Genomic DNA, 21,637 nt, shown 5'->3' with positions numbered 1-21,637 from the left:
ATGGAATCAATTCCTAGAACAATTGAAGGATCCGGATTTGTGGATGCAATTTGGAGAACGATCCATTCGAATATTATTTATTATTATATTAGCGTTCATTGTTAGCAGAATCGGTAAATCGTTAATCCTAAGAGTTTTTAATCAACAAAAAAGAGGCCCATTTCAAATGTCTCAGAGAAGGGAAGCAACACTAACTAAGCTTCTCGCCAACGCCTTAACTTATACTGTTTATTTTGCTGCCATTATCATGATACTCGAAACGTTAGATTTTCAAGTTGGCGCATTGTTAGCTGGTGCGGGAGTAGCGGGGTTAGCCATTGGGTTTGGCGCGCAAAATTTAGTGAGGGATATAATTACCGGATTTTTTATTATTTTTGAGGATCAATTTTCAGTAGGAGATTTTATCCGGGTTTCAAATAAAGAAGGTATTGTTGAAGAAATTGGAATACGGACAACTAAAATCAAAAGTTGGACAGGGGAACTCCATATTATTCCTAATGGAAATATTACAGAAGTTACAAACTTTTCTATTCACAATAGTGTGGCTGTAGTTGACATTAGCATAGCTTATGAAGGTGATTTAAATAGATCCTATCAAGAAACAGAAGAATTATTAAAAGAACTTCCTGAACGATATCAGGAGTTTATAAATCCACCCGAGCTGCTAGGTGTACAAAATTTGGGAGCTTCAGAAGTAGTGCTCAGAATTATAGCGGAAGTTCCACCTATGGAGCATTGGAAAATGGCTAGAATCATTCGCAAAGAAATTAAAGAAAGATTTGATGAACGAAATATTGAGATACCGTTTCCAAGGCTCGTCTTATACCATCCAAAGGAAGAACAAGAGAATAACACAGAAGAGAGGGAGGGCTAATTAATGGTTGATAAAAATTATAACCTTCATGATATTGTTCAAATGAAAAAACCTCATCCGTGTGGAGAAAATCGTTGGGAAGTCATTCGAATTGGGATGGATATTCGAATTAAATGTGTGGGATGCGGACACAGTGTCTTGATTCCGAGAAAAAGATTTGAAAGTAAACTAAAAAAAATATTAGAAACTAGTACAGAAGAATAGAGAGGTAGGGACTAGATTATGACTAAGCAGTTCCACACATCTTGTCCCTTAAATTGCTGGGATAATTGTGGTTTTGTAGTAACGGTGGAAAATAATGAAATTGTTAAAATAGACGGTGATGCTGACCATCCCATCACAAAAGGGAAAATTTGTGGGCGAGGGAGGTCGCTTCAGCAAAAAGCTAATACGGAACGAAGACTCAAGTACCCATTAAAAAAAATAAACGGTCAGTTCCAAAGGATTTCTTGGGAACAGGCACTGGATGAAATAGCAGCAATCATACAAAGGAATGTAAATGAATATGGTTCTCTTTCTATTTTAAATGCTCATGATTATGCTAATAATGGATTGCTTAAAAGTATAGATGAGCGTTTTTATAATTTTGTTGGAGGAGTTACTGAGCTTGAGGGGAGTCTGTGTTGGGGTTCGGGAATTGAAGCACAAAAAAAGGATTTTGGTAATGTAAAATCCCACTCTCCTGAAGATATAACTAATAGTAAAAACATTGTGGTTTGGGGAAGAAATGTAGCAAGGACCAATCTACATCTCTATCAAAATATTAAAGAGGAACTAAAAAAAGGGAAAAAGCTAATCATAATTGATCCAATGCCTCAAAGCCTTCAAAAAAGCGCCGATCTTTACGTAGCTATTGAGCCTGGCATGGATGGGTTATTGGCCATTGCAATTTCTAAAGAAATATTAGAACAAGGTTGGGAAAACAATAACTTTCTAATGGAGCGCACGAAAGGTTATTTGGAATGGAAAGCTCTTATAGAGCATTTTTCATGGAATTCTATTATTGAAGAGACGAATGTTTCACGTGAAACGATCTACGAACTTGCTAAAATTTTTGTTAATGGACCGACTACAATGTTTCTAGGCCTAGGTATGCAAAGATATAAAAATGGAGGATCAACCATCCATGCAATTAATGCTTTAGGAGCTATAAGTGGGAATATAGGGGTCCGGGGTGGAGGAGTAAACTTTGGAAATCTTGCTGTTGGCCAAAGCTTTGATATAAATAATTTAGTTGGAAAGCATGTAAAAAAAGAAGCGAGATATTTTAAACGTATGACTTGGAATAGAGAAGTTATTGAATCCAATAATCCAAAGATTCAAACCATTTTCATTAATCGTCATAATCCTATAACTCAGGTTCCAGATAGTAATTTAACAAGAAAAACTCTACAGGAAACACCTCACGTCATAGTTTTGGAACAAACGTTAACGGAAACAGCAGAGTTAGCAGATTATGTACTTCCAGTTGCTACAGTTTTTGAAGAAACCGATATTTACTATTCTTCTATGTACCACGGATATGTTAATGTGGGCCCAAAATTAATAGATCCCCCCGAAGAAGTCAAATCTGATCTATGGGTATGGACTGAATTATCTAACAGACTCGGTTTTGGTGAAGCTTTCAACTATACTATAGAAGAGTGGATAAACCTTGGTTTGGGTCAACTACAAGAAAAAGGAATCACTTTTAGCAAGTTGCAAAAAGAAAAAAGAATGCGATTACCTATACAGGATATACCATGGGAAAATAAAAAATTTGATACTAAATCAGGAAAGTTTGAATTTGGTACTCATCTTGTTTCAAAAGGTAATTTTACAAAAATAACGGATGAAAGGAAGTTCCCTTACCACCTTTTGTCTATTCATCCGTTACGATCCAATCATTCTCAACATTTCCCTTTACTAAATGAAGATAAAATACCAACGGCCGATATACCCATCTATATCGCTGAAAAAGAAAATATTCAATCAGGTGATCTGATAGAAGTAGGGAATGAGAAGGGAAAAATCCATGCACAAGCAAAAATTATGGAGACTGAAGCAAGAAACTGGATTAACATTGATGAGGGACATTGGTTAAAATCTGGTGGAGCAGTCAATTTGCTGACCAATGCTGAAGTTTCGGACAATAAAATGGGAAGTACCTACTATGACACGAAAATTTATATAAAAAAAGCGGAAATGAAAAAATAAGCAAAAAAAAGAGGTAGAAAAAAGGTTTTTATAGATGTGAAAACGAGAGTATGTTCCTTAATCAGGGCATGCTTTTTTGTTTTTCCTTGCTTGTCAATTTCGATTGGTATCTCTATAATTGGTATGACTGTGAAACGTTCTAGGAGAACGGAATTCTAAGGAGTGGAAATGATTTATGGCATTAACAGCAGGTATCGTTGGTTTACCGAATGTAGGGAAATCAACGTTGTTTAACGCAATAACACAGGCAGGTGCGGAATCTGCCAATTATCCTTTTTGTACAATTGATCCGAATGTAGGGATTGTAGAAGTACCAGATGAAAGACTAGACAAGCTGACTGAACTTGTTAAACCAAAAAAGACAGTTCCTACAACATTTGAATTTACAGATATTGCTGGGATTGTAAAGGGTGCTAGCAAAGGAGAAGGCTTAGGGAATCAATTTCTCTCCCATATTCGTCAGGTTGACGCGATTTGTCAAGTTGTGCGTTGCTTCCAAGATGATAATATAACTCATGTATCAGGAAAAGTTGATCCGATTTCCGATATTGAAGTTATTAATTTGGAGCTCATCCTAGCTGACCTTGAAACTGTGTCAAAACGTTTTGATCGAGTAGCGAAATTAGCCAAACAAAAGGATAAAGATGCCGTCGTTGAGTATGAGGTTTTATCAAAATTAAAAGATGGCTTTGAATCGGAAAAGCCCGCAAGAGCAATTGAGTTTACTGATGACCAATTAAAAATTGTAAAAGGTCTTCATTTACTTACAATTAAACCCGTTTTGTACGTTGCTAATGTTAGTGAAGACGAGGTAGCTGATGCTTCTAATAATGAGCTAGTTCAACAAGTAAAAGAGTACGCAGCAAAAGAAGATGCTGAAGTAATCGTTATATGTGCAAAAATCGAGTCTGAGATTTCAGAACTGGATGGAGAAGAAAGGGCAATGTTTTTGGAAGAACTCGGTATTGAGGAATCGGGATTAGACCAACTAATTAGAGCTACTTATCATCTCTTAGGGTTGGCTACTTATTTTACAGCGGGTGAACCAGAGGTTAGAGCATGGACGTTTAGAAAAGGAATGAAGGCACCACAAGCTGCTGGAATCATCCATTCTGACTTTGAAAGAGGATTTATCCGTGCTGAGACTGTTTCATATGATGATTTAATTCATGCAAGAACAATGGGAGTTGCTAGGGAACAAGGCAAAGTACGTTTAGAAGGTAAAGACTATTTGGTGAAAGACGGAGATGTTATTCATTTTCGTTTTAATGTATAGTATAGCGCTTTTCTCATTTCCGGTTGTATATTAGTAAATGTTTTGGTATAATACTTCATTGTGAGTAATAATGAATTGTTACTCCTTGCTTCATGTTTAACATGAAGCCGCTAAGTCCAAAAGGAGGTGTAAACGGATGAGAAAATATGAGATCATGTACATCGTCCGCCCAAATATGGAAGAGGAAGCTCAAAAGGAGCTTGTTGAACGTTTTAATAACGTCCTAACTTCAAATGGCGCGGAGATCGAAAAAGTGACCGAAATGGGCAAACGTCGCTTAGCTTACGAAATTAATAAATACCGTGATGGAATCTATATGCTTATTAATTTCCAAGGCGGAAGTGAAGCGGTAAATGAGTTTGACCGTTTGGCGAAGTATTCTGAAGATATTATTCGCCATATTGCTATACGTGAAGAAGATCGATAAGGGGTGGTTTAGATGTTGAATCGTGTCGTATTAGTCGGTAGACTGACCCGGGACCCTGAATTGCGCTATACACGTGCGTCACGTTCCGCATAACCATTGATACGATGGGAAAAGCGGCGCAATACCCCCATACCATAACGGGGTTTTGTAGAACTCTAACAATGATTTCTTCCGTGAAATCCGGAAGTCGTACAGAACCAATATAATAGAAAGATTAAACTCGTCCAATAAGGTCTCAAAATTGCTCACCTTCTATTATAGTACGAAATCTAATACTCCTATATGCGTTCTTATGCTGAAACATAAGAGGGTGTAAAGCTAGGTGAAGCCGTAACCCAAGTAGCCTAAGTCCCACGGATATGGCAAAAGTGGTGCGGGATTCCTTAAAAGCTAATCTATGACTACCAACGTAAGTGGGAACTCATGCAGTCTCGTAACGTAGCAGGGGGCGAAAGCCTTCCGAGAAATAGTCAGTGGTTTCCTATTGTGTGTTTAGGTTACTACTCCACTCCTTGTAACAGGATGGAAAACATGACAAGTAGCTGTGGTTCAGGGTTGTGTTAGAGGCTATCGGGATAGGGTGAGAGTCTAAGGAATAGCAAAAAGAGGGATAGTTGTTAGGGAACGTGAGAGAGCCTACCATAAGGAGAGTTTCAGCTCAATGATGCATGGTAGGAAGTCAGGAGATTCGTAGTAGTCTGAGCTAGGGAAATCCTAGTACGCCCTATCCGTGAGGAAGGGACATTGGTATAACCAATGTCGGCGAAGGGATCTAGTTGGTACAAAGACATTACAAATACAATTACACAATTTGGTTAACGCTACAGGCATCGACGGATGCTTCTAGTAATCGCTAATTCATTGGAAATGCTCCGGTCCTACCTCTCGATGGTGGAAGGAAGTGTTTGTAACCCATGAAGGTTAATTGCCAAATTAGTTCGGAATCTGAACTTAAGCAAGCCTTAGATTTATTATACGAAGAATCTAAGCTGGGAAAATCGTTTAATGGCATATATGAACTTATCCGCAACAAACAAACTATAATTACAGCTATCCATGACATCAAGTCTAATAAGGGTAGCCTAACAGCTGGTATGGATAAGAAAACCATTAACCATTTTCTACAAATGCCTGTTGATAAGCTCTTCAACACTGTCATAAGGTCAATGGATAACTATTCACCTAGACCAGTGAGGAGAACCTATATTCCGAAGGGTAACACTGGAAAAGTTTGACCGCTTGGTATCCCAACAATGTTGGATAGAATTATTCAACATTGTGTCAAAATTGTCATCGAACCTATTGTTGAGGCTAAATTTTATGAACATAGCTATGGATTCAGACCTTACCGGTCTACACATCACGCTATCTCAAGGTGCGCCTCTCTAATAAACAAGGTTAGATACCAATACGTTATTGAGGGAGATAGTAAAGGGTATTTTGATAATATTAACCATGCAATCCTGATGAGAAAACTCCACAGCATAGGAATTATTGATAAAAGAGTTCTTATGATAATTAGGAAAAATACTCAAAGCAGGAATAATGGAGGACTTCAAGTTTTATGAAACTACGGAAGGCACTCCCCAGGGAAGTATTATCAGTCCCATACTCGCAAACGTCTACTTGAATGACTTTGACTGGATGGTTTCGTCAATGTACGAAAACCCATACTTTGCGGAAAATTTCGCCAATGTTAAAAATACCCGAAGAAAATATAGGCAATTAGGTAGACAACCTGTTTTTCTTGTCAGATATGCGGATGATTGGGTCATCTTCTGTAAAAATAGAGAACGATCAGAAGTGGTTCTTAAACACCTGAGAAGGTACTTTGAGAATAAACTGAAACTGGAACTCTTCGAGGAAAAAACAGTTATCACAAATCTGAAAGAAAGTAGAATGAAATTCTTAGGTTTCGAAATCGAACTAGCTAGACCGAGACTCAATATTGGTAGGACAGGAAATGAAAAGAAACATGATTCATATGCCAGAATTCTACCTGATATGAAGAAGGTCAGAAGTAAAGTTGCTGAAATTATTCTAGACATTAAACGTCTCAAGAAAACTGTCGATAATCACCAAAAAGCAGTTGTAATCGCAAAGGTTAACTCCAAAATAGTGGGCCTAGTTGAGTACTACAAAATAGCAGTTTGGACTAAGATTTTGACAATATCGTTTTTAAGTCATGTCACTATACGTGGAAATCCTTTTCCAGGAACCAAAATAATGGCAAGAATAGTTCAGCGTTGAAAAAGTTCAACGAGCTAAGTAACAGACTAGCCAGACATGAAGGTTATACGGCTAAAACTCATGCGATTGAAGTCGATGGACAATGGGTGGGGATTTGTAAATTTTCACACACTCCCTCTGTTAACCCCGAGAACTTCAAGCAGAAAATGACACCGTATACGGCTGAAGGACGCAAGCTCTATAGAATTCAATCAATTAAAAGGTTGCCTCTTGCGAGACCACCTCTTTACGATAATAATACCGATTTATTTAGATTGGCAAAAGCTAATTCGAAATCGAAAAATATTAAGAAGAGGAAGTACAACTTCGAATACTACATGAACAGGGAGTATGCTTGGAACAGAGATCTAGGAAAGTGTAAAATATGGGAGCTCGATATTTTACACTTTCGACTTGCATACACATCACGTTTACCTAATCTCCCTCTCGATAAGATTAACAAAGTCAAAAATCTGGCTAGTATGCATAACAGATGCCATTCAATACTACATGGCATGGAAGCACATCTAGACACAAAGATTAATAAAAATATCGAGAGATACAGAGCAAAACTCAATAAGCAGGCGGAACAGGTTAATTAGTGTATTGTACTGTAAATGTCACTTAGAGGGTGATAATCTCTAAGCTGAAACTGGTTAAACAGTGGAATTTGTATCGATGGCGTGCCGTGTGCGGTGAAAATCGCACGCACGGTACTAAGGAGGGGAAAGACAGGAGATATGTGGGATTCTCACACATCAAATGTTCACCTATTCCTATCAAATGGAGTGGCCGTTGCCAATTTTACTATTGCTGTAAATCGTCCTTTTTCTAATCAACAAGGAAGTCGTGATGCAGATTTTATTAACTGTGTTGTTTGGAGACGTCCTGCTGAGAACCTAGCAAACTACATGAAAAAAGGTAGTCTTGTTGGTGTAGATGGACGCTTACAAAGCAGAAGTTTTGATGGACAAGATGGGAAGAGAGTATTTGTCACTGAAGTAGTGGCAGATTCTGTACAGTTCCTTGAAAGCAAAGGTGGATCCACACAGGGTGGTGGCACGCCTTCATCAGCAGATTATCCATCCAATGAAAATCAAAATCAAAATCAAAATCAAAATCAAAATCAAAATCAAAATCAATCTTCCTCTCCTTCGCGTGAACAAAATTCACCAAGGAATGATGACCCATTTGCGGATAATGGGCAACCTATTGATATATCAGATGATGACCTACCATTCTAAAGCTCTATAGTTAAAAAGCTTTAGTTCGATAATAATTGAGTAATTAAGCAAAGGAGGTTTTATAAATGGCTCGTCGTGGTCGTGCAAAGCGTCGTAAAGTTTGTTATTTTACTGCGAATGGAATTACACATATTGACTATAAAGATGTAGATCTACTGAAACGTTTCATTTCTGAGCGTGGAAAAATTCTTCCTCGTCGTGTAACTGGTACTTCCGCTAAGTATCAACGAAAACTTACAATAGCAATCAAGCGTGCTAGAACAATGGCATTGCTTCCGTTTGTTAGTGAATAAGAAATAACTTTAGATAAGCACAGTGAAGAATATATCTTTGCTGTGCTTTTTCCATTATTTGTACTAACCCTTGTATATTAACCACTGTTTCCATATTTTTTAAAATTCATTGAAAAAGTGGGAGAACGGTTAAGAAAGTGGTATTATATAAGGTGACACTTTTATAGAGGTGAGTAAATGAAGTCATCCAATATAATAGCAAATGGTGCCATGTTACTAGCGATATATACAGTCCTTCTCTTGATCTCACTTTATATACCGATCTTAGATATGGTTACTTTTTTTGTATTACCTGTTCCCGTTGTTTGGTTTGTTGCAAAATATGGACCAAAACCATCCATTCCTTTTATATCATCTGCTCTATTATTGTCAGCTATTTTTGGAACTATATTTTCGGTTCCATTGACTGTATTAGCAAGTATAGGTGGATTAACTTTAGGATTATCTTTTTATTATAAAAAAACAGCCTATGAACGTTTACTTATTAGTACAGTAGGTTTCCTTTTTGGTTTTATTATCGTCTTAGGTATCATTCAGATGCTTTTCGAAATCAATCTGATAGAAGAAATGAATGAAATACTGGAAACTTCTTTTGAAACAACTTATGAGGTTATGGGTCCATTGGTCAATGAAGAGGTCAAGCAAGAAATGGAAGGTATTCAAGAACAACTTCTAGGTTTCAGATACTTAATTCCTTCCTTGTTGGTCATGGTGAGTCTACTGCATGCTTTTATTACTCAGTGGGTATCACAAAAAATGATGAATCGATTGGATAGGAAAGCCTATTCTTTTCCGCCCTTTAGAGAATTCAAACTACCAGTATCTGTTATATGGTATTATTTAGCCGGATTACTCCTTATGTGGCTAAATCCAGATACAAGTTCACTATTAAATCAAATTGGCTTAAATCTTTATTATTTGTTAGGTATGCTGTTAATTTTACAGGGTTTTTCCTTTTTGTTTTATGTATCCTATGTAAAAGAGTGGCCTAAGGCTGTACCAGCTCTCCTGGTCATATTATCCATTTTACTATCGTTTGTGTTTCTTTATATCATTCGAATATTAGGTATAATTGATTTAGGGTTTTCTTTAAGAAATCGGATTAAAAAGAACGGGCCAAAATAGTTAGGAATATGGTTTAGGAGCTGACGTTCATGCCAAAAACTTTTACAAAACCCAAAATGAGTGGTCATCTTTGGGTCATCTATTCCTTATCATTACTTTCGATTGGGATAATTACCTACTTTCAATGGATAATTGGTTTGATCATGATTTTATTATTTATAGCATCGGTCATTTATTCCATTCGTTATGAAAAACTGAAAATAACTGAAACAGAAGAATATATTAGTACGCTATCTTACCGAGTAAAGAAAGTGGGAGAAGAAGCGTTACTTGAAATGCCTATTGGGATTGTTTTATTTAGTGAGAATTTCACTATCGAATGGGCAAATCCGTATATGAATCAATTTATAAATGAGGATGAAAATGTCGTTGGAAAGTCCCTACAGCAATTATCACGGGATTTAATTCCTAAAATAAAAGAGGAAAAGCCTGAGATATGGCTTACTATAGATGGATACCGTTTTCAGACGTATATCAAACGGGAAGAGCGACTTCTGTACTTTTTTGATCGAACAAAGCAAATAGAAATTCAAAATCTTTATCAAGAAGAACGAACGGTGTTAGCTATTATTTTCTTAGATAATTATGAGGAAATAACGCAGGCCATGGATGATACAGCGAAGAGCCGATTGAACTCACAAGTGACAACCATCTTGAATCAGTGGTCCAATGAGTTTGGGATTTATTTAAAAAGGACTTCCCAAGATCGTTTTTTTGGAGTATTGAATAAAAGTATATTGGAGCAACTAGAAAAAACTAAATTTGAAATCTTAGATGAAGTCCGAGAGCTTATTTCAGATAAAAATGTACCTTTAACCCTAAGTATAGGTATAGGGTCTGGTGAACTGACATTACCAGAATTGGGTGAAATGGCACAATCCAGCTTAGACCTTGCCCTCGGGCGAGGAGGAGACCAAGTTACAATTAAAGATGATCAAGGAAAGGTGCGTTTTTACGGAGGGAAAACAAATCCGATGGAAAAACGAACACGGGTGCGTGCTCGTGTTATCTCTCATGCGTTAAAGGAATTAATTGAAGAAAGTGATCAAGTCCTTATTATGGGTCATAAATATCCGGACATGGATGCAATTGGTGCTGCCATAGGAATTCTTAAAATAGCTCAAGCGAATGACATTCAAGGTTATGTAGTTCTTGATGAAGAAGAATTGGACACAGGTGCACAACGTCTGGTTGATGAGATTCAAAATCATGAAGAGCTGTGGTCATGTTTTATCTCGAATAATATTGCTTTAGAGCAAGTAACAAAACAAACTTTATTGGTTGTTGTGGATACTCATAAACCATCACTTGTTATTGAGGAAAAGTTGTTGAATAAGACTGATCATGTAGTTGTTATAGACCATCACCGGAGAGCAGAAGAATTCATTAAGGATCCAACGCTAGTTTATATGGAACCATATGCCTCATCGACTTGTGAACTTGTAACAGAACTCATAGAGTACCAGCCGAAAAAGATTAAGATCAGTATGTTAGAATCGACAGCTTTATTATCAGGTATAATTGTTGATACAAAGAGTTTTACATTAAGAACGGGCTCTCGAACTTTTGATGCAGCTTCCTATCTGCGTTCTCTTGGTGCGGATACAATCCTTGTTCAGAAGTTTATGAAAGAGGATCTCGACATGTATATTAAAAGAAGTCGCTTAATAGAAAATGCTTCTATTTATCGTAATGGTGTTGCCATAACGAAAGCAAAGGAAGGGGAACCATTTGGCCCAGTAGTTATTGCTCAAGCCGCTGATACATTGCTAACGATGAGTGGAGTAGTTGCTTCCTTTGTCATTTCGGAACGAAAAGATAGGAGAATAGGGGTTAGTGCCCGTTCGTTAGGTGACGTCAATGTCCAAATTATTATGGAAAAAATGGATGGCGGAGGACATTTAACAAACGCGGCAACCCAAGTAGATGATACAACTATAGAAGAAGTGGAAGAACAACTAAAAGAAATCATAGATGAATACTTTGAAGGGGGAAATGAATAACATGAAGGTTATTTTTACGAAGGATGTAAAAGGAAAAGGAAAAAAAGGCGAAGTAAAAAATGTAGCAGAAGGCTATGCTCATAACTATCTTTTAAAAAATAATCTAGCTATTGCGGCAACCCCTGCAAATCTTAAAGCTTTAGAAGCCAAAAAGAATGCTAAAGAACGAGAAGCAGAGGAAGAAAAGGAAGAAGCGCAAAAGCTTGCTAAACAAATTGAGGCTTTAACGGTAGAACTCCAAGCAAAAGCAGGTGAAGGGGGTCGTTTATTTGGCTCTATTACCAGTAAACAAATTGCAGATGTTATGAAGAAGAAACACGGTATTACTTTAGATAAAAGAAAGATTGAACTAAATGATCCAATTCGAGCATTGGGATACACAAATGTACCAGTAAAGTTGCATCCTGATGTAACGGGAACGATTAAAGTTCATGTTGTGGAAGAATAAGCAGTCTTCACAATATAAAAGGAGGCCGTTTCATTGAATCAACAACTAACTGCTGACCGTACTCCGCCTCATAATCTTGAAGCAGAACAAGCGGTTCTCGGTGCGGTGTTTTTAGAACCGCAAGCCATGGCGACTGCATCTGAATTGTTGCTTCCTGAAGATTTTTATCGTGCTAGTCATCGGGCTATATTTCAGACAATGCTTACCTTGTCTGATAGAGGAGAGCCCATCGATCTAGTAACAGTAACAAGCGCGTTGGCTACATCAAGGCAATTAGATGACGTAGGAGGAGTATCCTATTTAAGTGATATTGCGAATGCTGTTCCAACAGCAGCTAATGTGGAATATTACGCAAAAATTGTAGAAGAAAAATCTATTCTTCGTAGACTTATAAGAACCGCAACAAAGATTGTTACAGATGGATTTTCCGAAGAGGAAGCAGTGGACACCGTATTAAATGATGCGGAAAAAACAATACTAGAGGTTTCTCAACGTAAGAACGCTGGAAGCTTCAAAAATATTAAAGATGTTCTTATAGAAGTCTATGATAATATTGAAAAGCTTCATCACAGAAAAGCAGATGTAACGGGTGTTCCTACAGGATTCAGAGATTTGGATAGAATCACCTCTGGCTTCCAGCCTAATGATTTAATTATTATTGCTGCCCGTCCTTCCGTTGGGAAAACAGCCTTTGCGTTAAATATTGCTCAAAATGTGGCTATTCATGGGAATGAGAATGTGGCTATTTTCAGTCTAGAAATGGGTGCTGAGCAGCTAGTTATGCGTATGCTCTGTGCAGAAGGAAATATAGATTCTCAAAGACTACGTACTGGTAGTCTTGAGTCGGAGGATTGGAGTAAGCTAACCATGGCAATGGGGAGCTTATCCAATGCGGGGATTTATATAGATGATACTCCGGGTATAAGAGTAAATGAAATTCGATCCAAATGTCGTCGTTTAAAACAAGAGCACGGACTTGGAATGATTTTAATAGACTATTTACAATTGATACAAGGAAGCGGGAGTTCCCGCGAAAATCGTCAACAAGAGGTATCTGAAATCTCTCGTTCCTTAAAAGGGTTAGCACGTGAATTAAATGTACCACTTATTGCCTTATCACAGTTGTCTCGTGGCGTTGAATCAAGACAGGATAAGCGTCCTATGATGTCAGATATTCGTGAATCAGGAAGTATAGAGCAGGATGCTGATATCGTTGGATTCCTTTACCGCGATGACTATTATGATAAAGAATCTGAGAAACAAAATATTATAGAAATTATACTTGCTAAGCAACGGAACGGCCCTGTTGGAACCGTCGAGTTGGCATTTGTAAAAGAATACAATAAATTTGTGGATTTAGATCATCGATATCAAGAAAGTGATATTCCACCTGGCGCATAACTCCCCTAGGATTGACCTAGGGGAGTTTTTATAATTTGGATATTAGCATTTATACGAACGTTATTAACTAATATAAGAATATTGTTCGTGTTTTATTGACTTTAACTCATTACACTGATAAAATATCCTTGGACTTAGAAAACAAAATTTCATGGAGGTGCCTAGAATGTCATCAGTAGTGGTAGTTGGAACTCAATGGGGTGATGAGGGAAAAGGGAAAATCACCGACTTTTTATCCAAGGATGCTGAAGTAGTTGCTCGTTATCAAGGAGGAAATAATGCTGGTCATACCATCAAATTTAATGGTATTACATACAAACTCCATTTAATCCCTTCAGGTGTTTTTTACCCCGAGAAGCTTTGTGTATTAGGAAATGGAATGGTGGTCGATCCGAAAGCATTAGTTGAGGAATTAGCTTACCTTCATGAAAAAGACGTTACAACCGACCATTTGCGAATTAGTAATAGAGCTCATGTCATTTTGCCATACCATTTAAAATTAGATGAATTACAAGAAGAACAAAAGGGAGTTAACAAAATAGGCACAACCAAAAAAGGAATTGGGCCAGCCTATATGGATAAAGCTGCGCGAATTGGAATAAGAATCGCTGATTTATTAGATAAAGATGTCTTTAAAGAAAAACTTCAAAATAATTTAGCAGAAAAAAATCGTGTTTTCGAAAAACTTTACGATTCAGAACCATTAAGTATAGATGATATTTTTGAGCAATATTATGAGTATGGGCAGCAGTTTAAGGATTATGTATGCGATACTTCAGTTGTTCTCAATAGAGCGTTAGACGAGGGACGAAGAGTATTATTTGAAGGAGCACAGGGGGTAATGCTTGATATTGACCAAGGTACTTATCCTTATGTTACTTCTTCAAATCCGATTGCGGGTGGAGTAACCATCGGTTCTGGTGTTGGCCCTTCAAAAATTAAGCACGCAGTTGGGGTGTCTAAAGCCTATACAACTAGGGTAGGAGATGGCCCATTCCCTACCGAATTGAACAATGAAATTGGAGATCAAATTAGAGAAGTTGGCCGTGAATATGGAACAACAACTGGACGCCCTCGACGTATAGGGTGGTTTGATAGCGTGGTCGTTAGACATGCAAAAAGAGTGAGTGGTCTGACCGATCTTTCTCTTAATTCTATTGATGTTTTAACAGGGATAGAAAAGCTCAAAATTTGTGTCTCCTATCGTTATAGAGGTGAAATAATAGAGGAATTTCCAGCAAGTTTAAAGGTATTAGCTGAGTGTAAGCCTATTTATGAAGAAATGCCAGGGTGGACGGAAGATATTACAGGTGCCAAATCTCTTAGTGACCTTCCGGAAAATGCTCGTCACTACATTGAAAGGGTGTCCCAGTTAACAGAAATTCCACTTTCTATTTTTTCAGTGGGTCCTGATAGATCTCAGACAAATATCCTTCGAAATGTCTATGCAGATTAAAATCATTTATTTATCTTGAAAGCGTGGGTAAATTCTCACGCTTTTTACCTATATATAGGAAAATTCAGTGATTTTCTAGAACATAATCTAGTTTCCTATATACAAATGTTTGTAACACATTTGAAAAATAGGTACATATTCACTATCCAAAAAGTGAAATATTACACTTTCTATACCAAAATTCATAGATAAGAATATAAAATTTGGTAATTATAATACAAGTTTGTTACATAAATGGGGTTTCTATTCCCATTCTATATGATATTGTGGTAGATTAGGATAGTAGAAAAAGTACAAAAGCATCATTTTCATCAGCAGAATACGGAAATGATGGATTGGCGGTAGGAGGAACTAAAACGTGGGGAAGAATATTGGAACTCAGCCTTTGGGGAATTATAAGGTACAACAAAAACAATCAATGTTTAAAAAAGTAGTGATTACAACTTGTGTTGGCATGGGTATAACTATTGGCTCTGTCGTTTATGCTGATTCTATTGATAGTAATCTACCAACAGTTTATCATGTGTATTTAGATGGAAAATATGTAGGAACGGTTGATCAAAAGAGTGTTGTAAAAAAATACGTAGAGGATCAAATTGATGAATCCTCTGATGATTTTGATAACCTGCAATTGGTTGTAGGTCAAGAAATTTCATATATACCTGAAACTGTATTTCGTCCAACATACAACAACCGATCTGTTTTGACTGCTTTAGAAAGTCAAATGTCCGTTCAAGCTAATGCTGTAAAGTTAGAGGTAGGCGGAGAACTAGTTGGATATTTAGCAACTAAGGAAGATGTAGAAAGCGCATTAAAAAAAATACTAGAGAAATATGTTCCAGATAACGTTGTAAGTCAATTTAATATTTCTCAATTATCCTCTGACACTCTTTCCGTTGTTGATTCTAGTACATTAGACGTATCGTTTTCAAAAAAAGTTTCACTGTCAGAAGAGAAAGTTGTTCCTAGTGATATATTAACCGTTGAACAGGCAGTTAAACTTCTTTTGAAAGGAACCTTAACCGATAAGGTGCATACGATTCAGTCTGGAGAAGTCTTAGGTCAAATTGCAGAGAAATACGATCTTTCGGTGAAAACCTTAGAAGATTTAAATCCTGGAATTACCGAAGAATCTATTTTACAAATTGGAGCAAAGGTAAATGTAACAGGATATGATTCATATGTTAATGTGGTTACGGAGGAAAAGATAAAAGAAACCGTAAACATTCCATATGAAACTATAGTTAAAGAAACTTCGGATCTATATAAAGGACAAACTAGAATACAGCAAGTAGGCGGTAACGGTAAAAAAGAAGTCTTTTATTCTTTAAAGAAAGAAAACGGACAGGTAGTAGAAAAAGAAATGATAGAAGAAAAAATTATTTCTAATCCTACGGAAAAAATAGTATTAAAAGGGACCAAAGTTTCTCCATCTCGAGGAACAGGGAATTTCTCTTGGCCAACAGTAGGAGGAAGAATTACAAGTCCTATGGGAGCAAGATGGGGATCCTATCATAAAGGAATTGATATATCAGGCGTAAGTGACCGTACAATTAGAGCAGCGGACAATGGAACAGTGTCATATGCAGGTTGGGATGGAACTTATGGAAATAAAGTAGTGATCAATCATAACAATGGCTTTAGAACTGTCTATGCTCATTTAAGTCGAATTAATGTGAATGTGGGACAAACTGTACCAAGAGGAGCTTCCATTGGTGTCATGGGAACAACAGGAAGATCAACAGGTGTTCACCTACATTTCGAGGTTCTTAAAAACGGATCGAATGTAAATCCACTGAACTACACAAGTAGATAATAACAAAGCTCGTTGACGATGAATCGTTAGCGAGCTTTTCTCATTATTGGCTGAAAGATAATAGTTCTTTTCAATAGGAAAGACAAGTAGGGAAGAATACGATAAAATAGGAAATAATGTAGTTTGGAAGGGAGAAGAGGTCTTGAGTCAAATAATACTTGTTGTGGATGACGAACAACCCATTGCCGATATTTTAAAATTCAATCTAGAACGAGAAGGATACGAAGTACTCTGTGCTTATGATGGAGATGAAGCTGTAGAGATGGCTTTTTCAATAAAACCAGATTTAATTTTGTTGGATATCATGTTACCGAAAAGGGACGGTATGGAAGTGTGCCGTGAAATTAGAAAGAGATACACAATGCCGATTATCATGTTAACAGCTAAAGATTCAGAAATTGATAAAGTACTAGGGCTAGAACTCGGAGCGGATGATTATGTAACAAAGCCCTTTAGCAATCGAGAATTAATTGCACGTGTTAAAGCTAATTTAAGAAGACATCAGGTAGCACCACAAACCAATAGGGTAAATCAAAATGAAATTAGAATTGGAAAGCTTGTGATATATCCTGATGCCTATTCAGTAACGAGAGGTGGTACCGAAATAGACCTCACTCATCGTGAATTTGAGTTGTTGCATTATTTAGCAAAGCATATTGGACAGGTTATGACCAGGGAACATTTACTTCAGACAGTTTGGGGTTATGATTATTTTGGTGATGTAAGGACTGTTGATGTCACTGTACGAAGACTTAGAGAAAAGATTGAGGAGAATCCAAGTAACCCTCTCTGGATCGTCACCAGAAGAGGAGTTGGATATTACCTAAGAAATCCGGATCAGGAGTAGAGAACATGAATAAAGTAGGTTTTTTTCAGTCAATAAGACTAAAATTTATCATTATCTATATATTACTACTCTTGTTGGCTATACAAGTAATTGGAGTTTACTTTGCCCAGCAGCTTGAGGAAAACCTAATGATAAATTTCCAAAACTCTATAAACGAAAGGTTGGAATTGCTTAGTTATAATCTCGAACAAGCCATGACAGCCGAACGGACAGAGGAAGGACCCACTTTACAACAGGATGTACAAAACATCCTGTTTGATTTTGATTCCAATGATATAGCAGAACTTCAAGTTATTGATAATAAAAGTCGTATTATTGGGACGACGAATCAATTAGACCAAAATTTGATTGGGAAACGTATAACGGAATATCGAATCAAACGCACTTTGCTTCTAGGAAGTGAAGATGTGAGAATCATGCTCGAAAGAGAGCGTGGGGATCGAACCTTAGTCATGAGTATCCCTATTTATCGTAATCAAGAAATCATAGGTGCCATTTATTTAGAGGCAACTCTTGAGGGTATTTATGATCAACTGGATCAAATTAATCAAATTTTTGCAAATGGAACAATTTTAGCGATAACCATTTCCGCATTGGTAGGTGTATTGGTAGCACGTACAATCACCAAGCCTATAGCAGAAATGCGAAAACAATCACAATTAATGGCAAAGGGTGATTTCACGAAAAAGGTTAAAGTTTATGGAAATGATGAAATTGGTCAGCTAGCTGTTTCTGTAAATGATCTTAATGATCAATTAAGGCGAGCGCAAGCAACCACAGAAGGAGAACGACAGAAACTTAGTTCAGTTTTATCTAACATGACGGATGGGGTTATTGCTACTGACCGAAAAGGAAATGTTATTTTAATGAATGAGCCCGCCTCACGATTAATAGGATATGATTTTGAAGAAGTAAAGGGCAAAAATATAATTGATGTTTTAGATCTTACAGAACGAATTAAGGATATTGGTCAACTTCATAAGGAGGGAGTTATTCTTATTGATTTTAGTGACGAAAATCAAGATTTAATTTTGCGGTCAAGCTTTTCTATTGTTTTGGATGAAAATGAAACTGTTGATGGCTTTATCACTGTTCTAAGTGATGTTACTGAACAGGAAAAGGTAGAACAGGAGAGAAGAGAATTCGTCGCCAACGTAAGTCATGAGTTAAGAACTCCACTAACAACTATGAAGAGTTATTTGGAGGCATTAACGGATGGTGCATGGCAGGATCAAGAGATTGCGCCGCGTTTTCTTAAAGTAACTCAAAATGAAACGGAACGGATGATTCGCTTGGTCAATGACCTTCTACAGTTATCAAAAATGGATAATAAAGAGCATCGTTTTACAAAGCAAAGGGTTAATATGGTTCCTTTTATTCATTCCATCATTGATCGATTTGAAATTCAAAAGCATGAGCATATTGTTTTTAAAAGGGAAATTGAGGATGAGCCCATTTATGTAGAAATGGACCCGGATAAAATTACTCAAGTATTTGATAATATTTTATCCAATGCTATCAAATATTCTCCTGAAGGTGGAACAATTGTTATTAAAACTCATAACGATATGGAAGAAATTACCATAAGTGTCACTGATGAAGGAGTAGGAATCCCTAAAGGGAAAGTGTCCAAAATCTTTGAACGCTTTTATCGAGTAGACAAAGCGAGATCAAGGAATTTGGGAGGTACAGGTTTAGGACTTGCTATTGCAAAAGAAATGATTGATGCCCACCATGGCCATATTTGGGCAACTAGTAAAGAGGGACAAGGGACTACTATTATTTTTACCCTTCCAGTAAGCAAATGGAAGCGAGGAAAGCAGCAATGAGAACATGGGAGAATATTAAGACAGTGTTATTGACCTTTTTAATATTTATGAGTTTGCTGCTTACTTTAGTGTTATGGAATTACCAACCTGAATATGATTGGCTTGATGATGGTACCCAATATGTTCATGAAACGAAGCTTGACGGGAAAGAATTAGCGTTTAAAAATGTTTTGAGCCCACTAAAGGTTGTTTTACATCAAAATAATCAACACTCTTCTCTCTTATCTGCTTCCGATCAATTAGGATTTTATAAAAAGATGAGTGAGTGGACATTGACAAATTGGACAGTTCTTTCCGATAGAGAGATTGTGTTACAAGCTGATCGATTGGAGCTTGTTTTACCAGAAGAAATTCCTTATAGCATGATAGAATCCCTTTTTGTAGTCGAAAACAGAAGAGATATTCCAAAGAATGGATCTTTTTCCCGTATTGTTTTTTCCATTGGGGATTATCAAAAGAATATTTATATTTCTTTTGTTCCTGAAACAGGTAATAATCGTTTAAGAGCCCAAATTTTAAATGCAAATGTCATGGATGTCATCAATGACTTCATCTCTGCGTCCATGAACAATATGGATTTCATGTTGTTCGAAACCAGGAAAGGTTTTCCTATCTACCTTCCAAATGGAGAAGTGGATTTAACTAAATATACATACTCAACAAATAGGCTGGATGTGCAACCTTTAGTAAATGTATTGTTTAGTGATCCCAAACTAGTTCGTCAAAGTCTATCATCAGATGGAGAAATGTATTATACAGATGGCACAAGAGGTATGGAAGTTTCCCAAAATGATCGATATATTGAGTTTATTAATCCCCCTACATCAGATTTCAGAGAATTAAACAAAGAAGATTTAATTACTCAAAGTATCGATTTTATGAATGATCATGCGGGATGGACCGACGAATATAAACTATTTTCAATAGATGAATCAACAAATACAATCAATTATCGTTTATTTGTAAAAGAATACCCTGTTTTTGACTACGACAATTTAGCCGTTATTGAACAAACATGGAGAGACAGAGAAATCTATCAATATAGACGACCGATGATTGAATTGGCAACTACTTTCGAAAGTAGTGAAACAACAACCTTACGATCAGGTCAAAGTGTGATCGAATATCTGGAGCAGAACCAGGAACGTTATTCAACTGAATTGATCTATGATATCGCCATAGGTTATTTTATGCAGCAGAGAGCTGACTTTTCTTATATTGTTTCTCTAGAACCATCGTGGTTTATTAATTACGATGGGACATGGCAAAGATTGACCTTTGTTAGCGACAGTATCCAAATGCAAGGAGGAAGCGGTAATGCAGTGGGGACAAATTAAAACACTATTTATTATTTGCTTCCTAATCTTAGATATATTTTTACTTCTGCAATTTATGGAAAAAAGAAATCAAACAGAATTAGAAATTATTGCAGAGACAACTTTTCAGGATCAACTGGCAGCAGATGAAATTATGGTATCTAACATTCCGGCAGAGTATGAAAAAGAAGCTTACATTTCTTCAAAAAGATATAAGTACACAGCAGAAGACCGTGAACGTATGAAAGCAGAACTGTCCAATCAGGAAATTAGTATTGTAAATGAAGATTTGGTCCTTTCTACATTCCGTAAGCCTATCAAACTTATAGAAAATTTCACGCCAGAAGATTTGATTCAAATTGTTCGAGATAATGTTCTTTATGGCAACGAATATGAATACTGGGACTATAATCAAGAGAAAAAAGCGATTCTTTTTTTTCAACAATATAAAGGTAGGACGATTAACTATAATCAAAGCGGATTACTGTTATTATTAGTTAATGATAATGGGGAAATTGTACAATATTCTCAAACGTTAATGCATGAATTTAAAGAACAAAGTGAGGAACAGGAATTAGTAAAGCCGATTAATGCAATAGAAACATTATATGATCGAAGTCAATTAAGTTCTGGGGATGAGATAACAAGCGTTCAACTTGGTTATTATACATTCGTTCCTCTATCTAATGGGGTTCAAGTTTTTGCACCAACTTGGATCATAACAGTGAACCAGGAAAAAAGGTTTTTTGTTAATGCGGTAGAGGGAATATATATTTCTACAGATGAAGGAACTTTTGTAGATAATTCAATGACGAACATTATAAAAGAAATTGAGGCAACTACTGGGGGAGAGTAAA

19 protein-coding genes are annotated in these 21,637 nt (G+C 36.7%); all 19 read left to right on the top strand.

Going from position 1 to position 21,637, the window contains the following annotated elements:
* The first annotated feature begins 43 nt into the window (after positions 1-43).
* Positions 44-874 (top strand): mechanosensitive ion channel family protein, encoded by an 831-nt coding sequence (locus RZN25_06040; GenBank protein MEQ6376387.1) that lies wholly within the window; start codon positions 44-46, stop codon positions 872-874.
* Between the two features lie 3 nt (positions 875-877).
* The gene (locus RZN25_06035) at positions 878-1,078 is read left to right on the top strand and encodes a DUF951 domain-containing protein (GenBank protein MEQ6376386.1); all 201 of its coding nucleotides are present in this window, start codon (positions 878-880) and stop codon (positions 1,076-1,078) included.
* Positions 1,079-1,096: 18 nt separating this feature from the next.
* A complete protein-coding gene (locus RZN25_06030) occupies positions 1,097-3,070 on the top strand; it encodes a molybdopterin-dependent oxidoreductase (GenBank protein ID MEQ6376385.1) in 1,974 nt (657 codons plus the stop codon).
* 175 nt (positions 3,071-3,245) lie between these two features.
* Positions 3,246-4,346, top strand: a complete 1,101-nt coding sequence (gene ychF, locus RZN25_06025) for a redox-regulated ATPase YchF (GenBank protein MEQ6376384.1) — start codon at positions 3,246-3,248, stop codon at positions 4,344-4,346.
* 136 nt (positions 4,347-4,482) lie between these two features.
* On the top strand, positions 4,483-4,773 hold the full coding sequence (gene rpsF, locus RZN25_06020; GenBank protein MEQ6376383.1) for a 30S ribosomal protein S6: 291 nt from the start codon (positions 4,483-4,485) through the stop codon (positions 4,771-4,773).
* Between the two features lie 914 nt (positions 4,774-5,687).
* Positions 5,688-6,008 (top strand): hypothetical protein, encoded by a 321-nt coding sequence (locus RZN25_06015; GenBank protein MEQ6376382.1) that lies wholly within the window; start codon positions 5,688-5,690, stop codon positions 6,006-6,008.
* 310 nt (positions 6,009-6,318) lie between these two features.
* A complete protein-coding gene (locus tag RZN25_06010; protein MEQ6376381.1) occupies positions 6,319-7,023 on the top strand; it encodes a reverse transcriptase domain-containing protein in 705 nt (234 codons plus the stop codon).
* 719 nt (positions 7,024-7,742) lie between these two features.
* Complete coding sequence (gene ssb, locus RZN25_06005; GenBank protein ID MEQ6376380.1) at positions 7,743-8,246, top strand: single-stranded DNA-binding protein; 504 nt, start codon at positions 7,743-7,745, stop codon at positions 8,244-8,246.
* 65 nt (positions 8,247-8,311) lie between these two features.
* Positions 8,312-8,539: a 30S ribosomal protein S18 gene (rpsR, locus tag RZN25_06000; GenBank protein ID MEQ6376379.1), complete on the top strand. Its 228-nt coding sequence runs from the start codon at positions 8,312-8,314 to the stop codon at positions 8,537-8,539.
* A gap of 177 nt (positions 8,540-8,716) precedes the next feature.
* Entirely contained in the window at positions 8,717-9,664 is a 948-nt protein-coding gene (locus tag RZN25_05995) for a YybS family protein (protein MEQ6376378.1), read from the top strand.
* A gap of 29 nt (positions 9,665-9,693) precedes the next feature.
* Positions 9,694-11,667, top strand: coding sequence for a DHH family phosphoesterase (locus tag RZN25_05990; GenBank protein ID MEQ6376377.1), 1,974 nt, complete (start codon positions 9,694-9,696; stop codon positions 11,665-11,667).
* Between the two features lies 1 nt (position 11,668).
* On the top strand, positions 11,669-12,115 hold the full coding sequence (gene rplI / locus RZN25_05985) for a 50S ribosomal protein L9 (protein ID MEQ6376376.1): 447 nt from the start codon (positions 11,669-11,671) through the stop codon (positions 12,113-12,115).
* A gap of 33 nt (positions 12,116-12,148) precedes the next feature.
* On the top strand, positions 12,149-13,516 hold the full coding sequence (gene dnaB / locus RZN25_05980) for a replicative DNA helicase (protein MEQ6376375.1): 1,368 nt from the start codon (positions 12,149-12,151) through the stop codon (positions 13,514-13,516).
* Between the two features lie 166 nt (positions 13,517-13,682).
* Positions 13,683-14,972 (top strand): adenylosuccinate synthase, encoded by a 1,290-nt coding sequence (locus RZN25_05975; protein ID MEQ6376374.1) that lies wholly within the window; start codon positions 13,683-13,685, stop codon positions 14,970-14,972.
* A 358-nt stretch (positions 14,973-15,330) separates the two neighbouring features.
* The gene (locus tag RZN25_05970) at positions 15,331-16,788 is read left to right on the top strand and encodes a M23 family metallopeptidase (protein MEQ6376373.1); all 1,458 of its coding nucleotides are present in this window, start codon (positions 15,331-15,333) and stop codon (positions 16,786-16,788) included.
* A gap of 142 nt (positions 16,789-16,930) precedes the next feature.
* Positions 16,931-17,635, top strand: a complete 705-nt coding sequence (gene yycF, locus RZN25_05965) for a response regulator YycF (GenBank protein ID MEQ6376372.1) — start codon at positions 16,931-16,933, stop codon at positions 17,633-17,635.
* 5 nt (positions 17,636-17,640) lie between these two features.
* The gene (gene walK, locus RZN25_05960) at positions 17,641-19,464 is read left to right on the top strand and encodes a cell wall metabolism sensor histidine kinase WalK (protein ID MEQ6376371.1); all 1,824 of its coding nucleotides are present in this window, start codon (positions 17,641-17,643) and stop codon (positions 19,462-19,464) included.
* Positions 19,461-20,801, top strand: a complete 1,341-nt coding sequence (gene yycH / locus RZN25_05955) for a two-component system activity regulator YycH (GenBank protein ID MEQ6376370.1) — start codon at positions 19,461-19,463, stop codon at positions 20,799-20,801. Before walK ends, yycH begins: the two co-directional genes overlap by 4 nt.
* Positions 20,782-21,636, top strand: a complete 855-nt coding sequence (yycI, locus tag RZN25_05950; GenBank protein ID MEQ6376369.1) for a two-component system regulatory protein YycI — start codon at positions 20,782-20,784, stop codon at positions 21,634-21,636. Before yycH ends, yycI begins: the two co-directional genes overlap by 20 nt.
* Position 21,637 lies beyond the last annotated feature (1 nt).

It is taken from the genome of Bacillaceae bacterium S4-13-56 (genome assembly GCA_040191315.1).
In the GTDB taxonomy this organism is placed as follows: Bacteria; Bacillota; Bacilli; order Bacillales; family JAWJLM01; genus JAWJLM01.
Note: the sequence above shows the minus strand (reverse complement) of the source record. Positions and strands in the feature narration are given on the sequence as shown.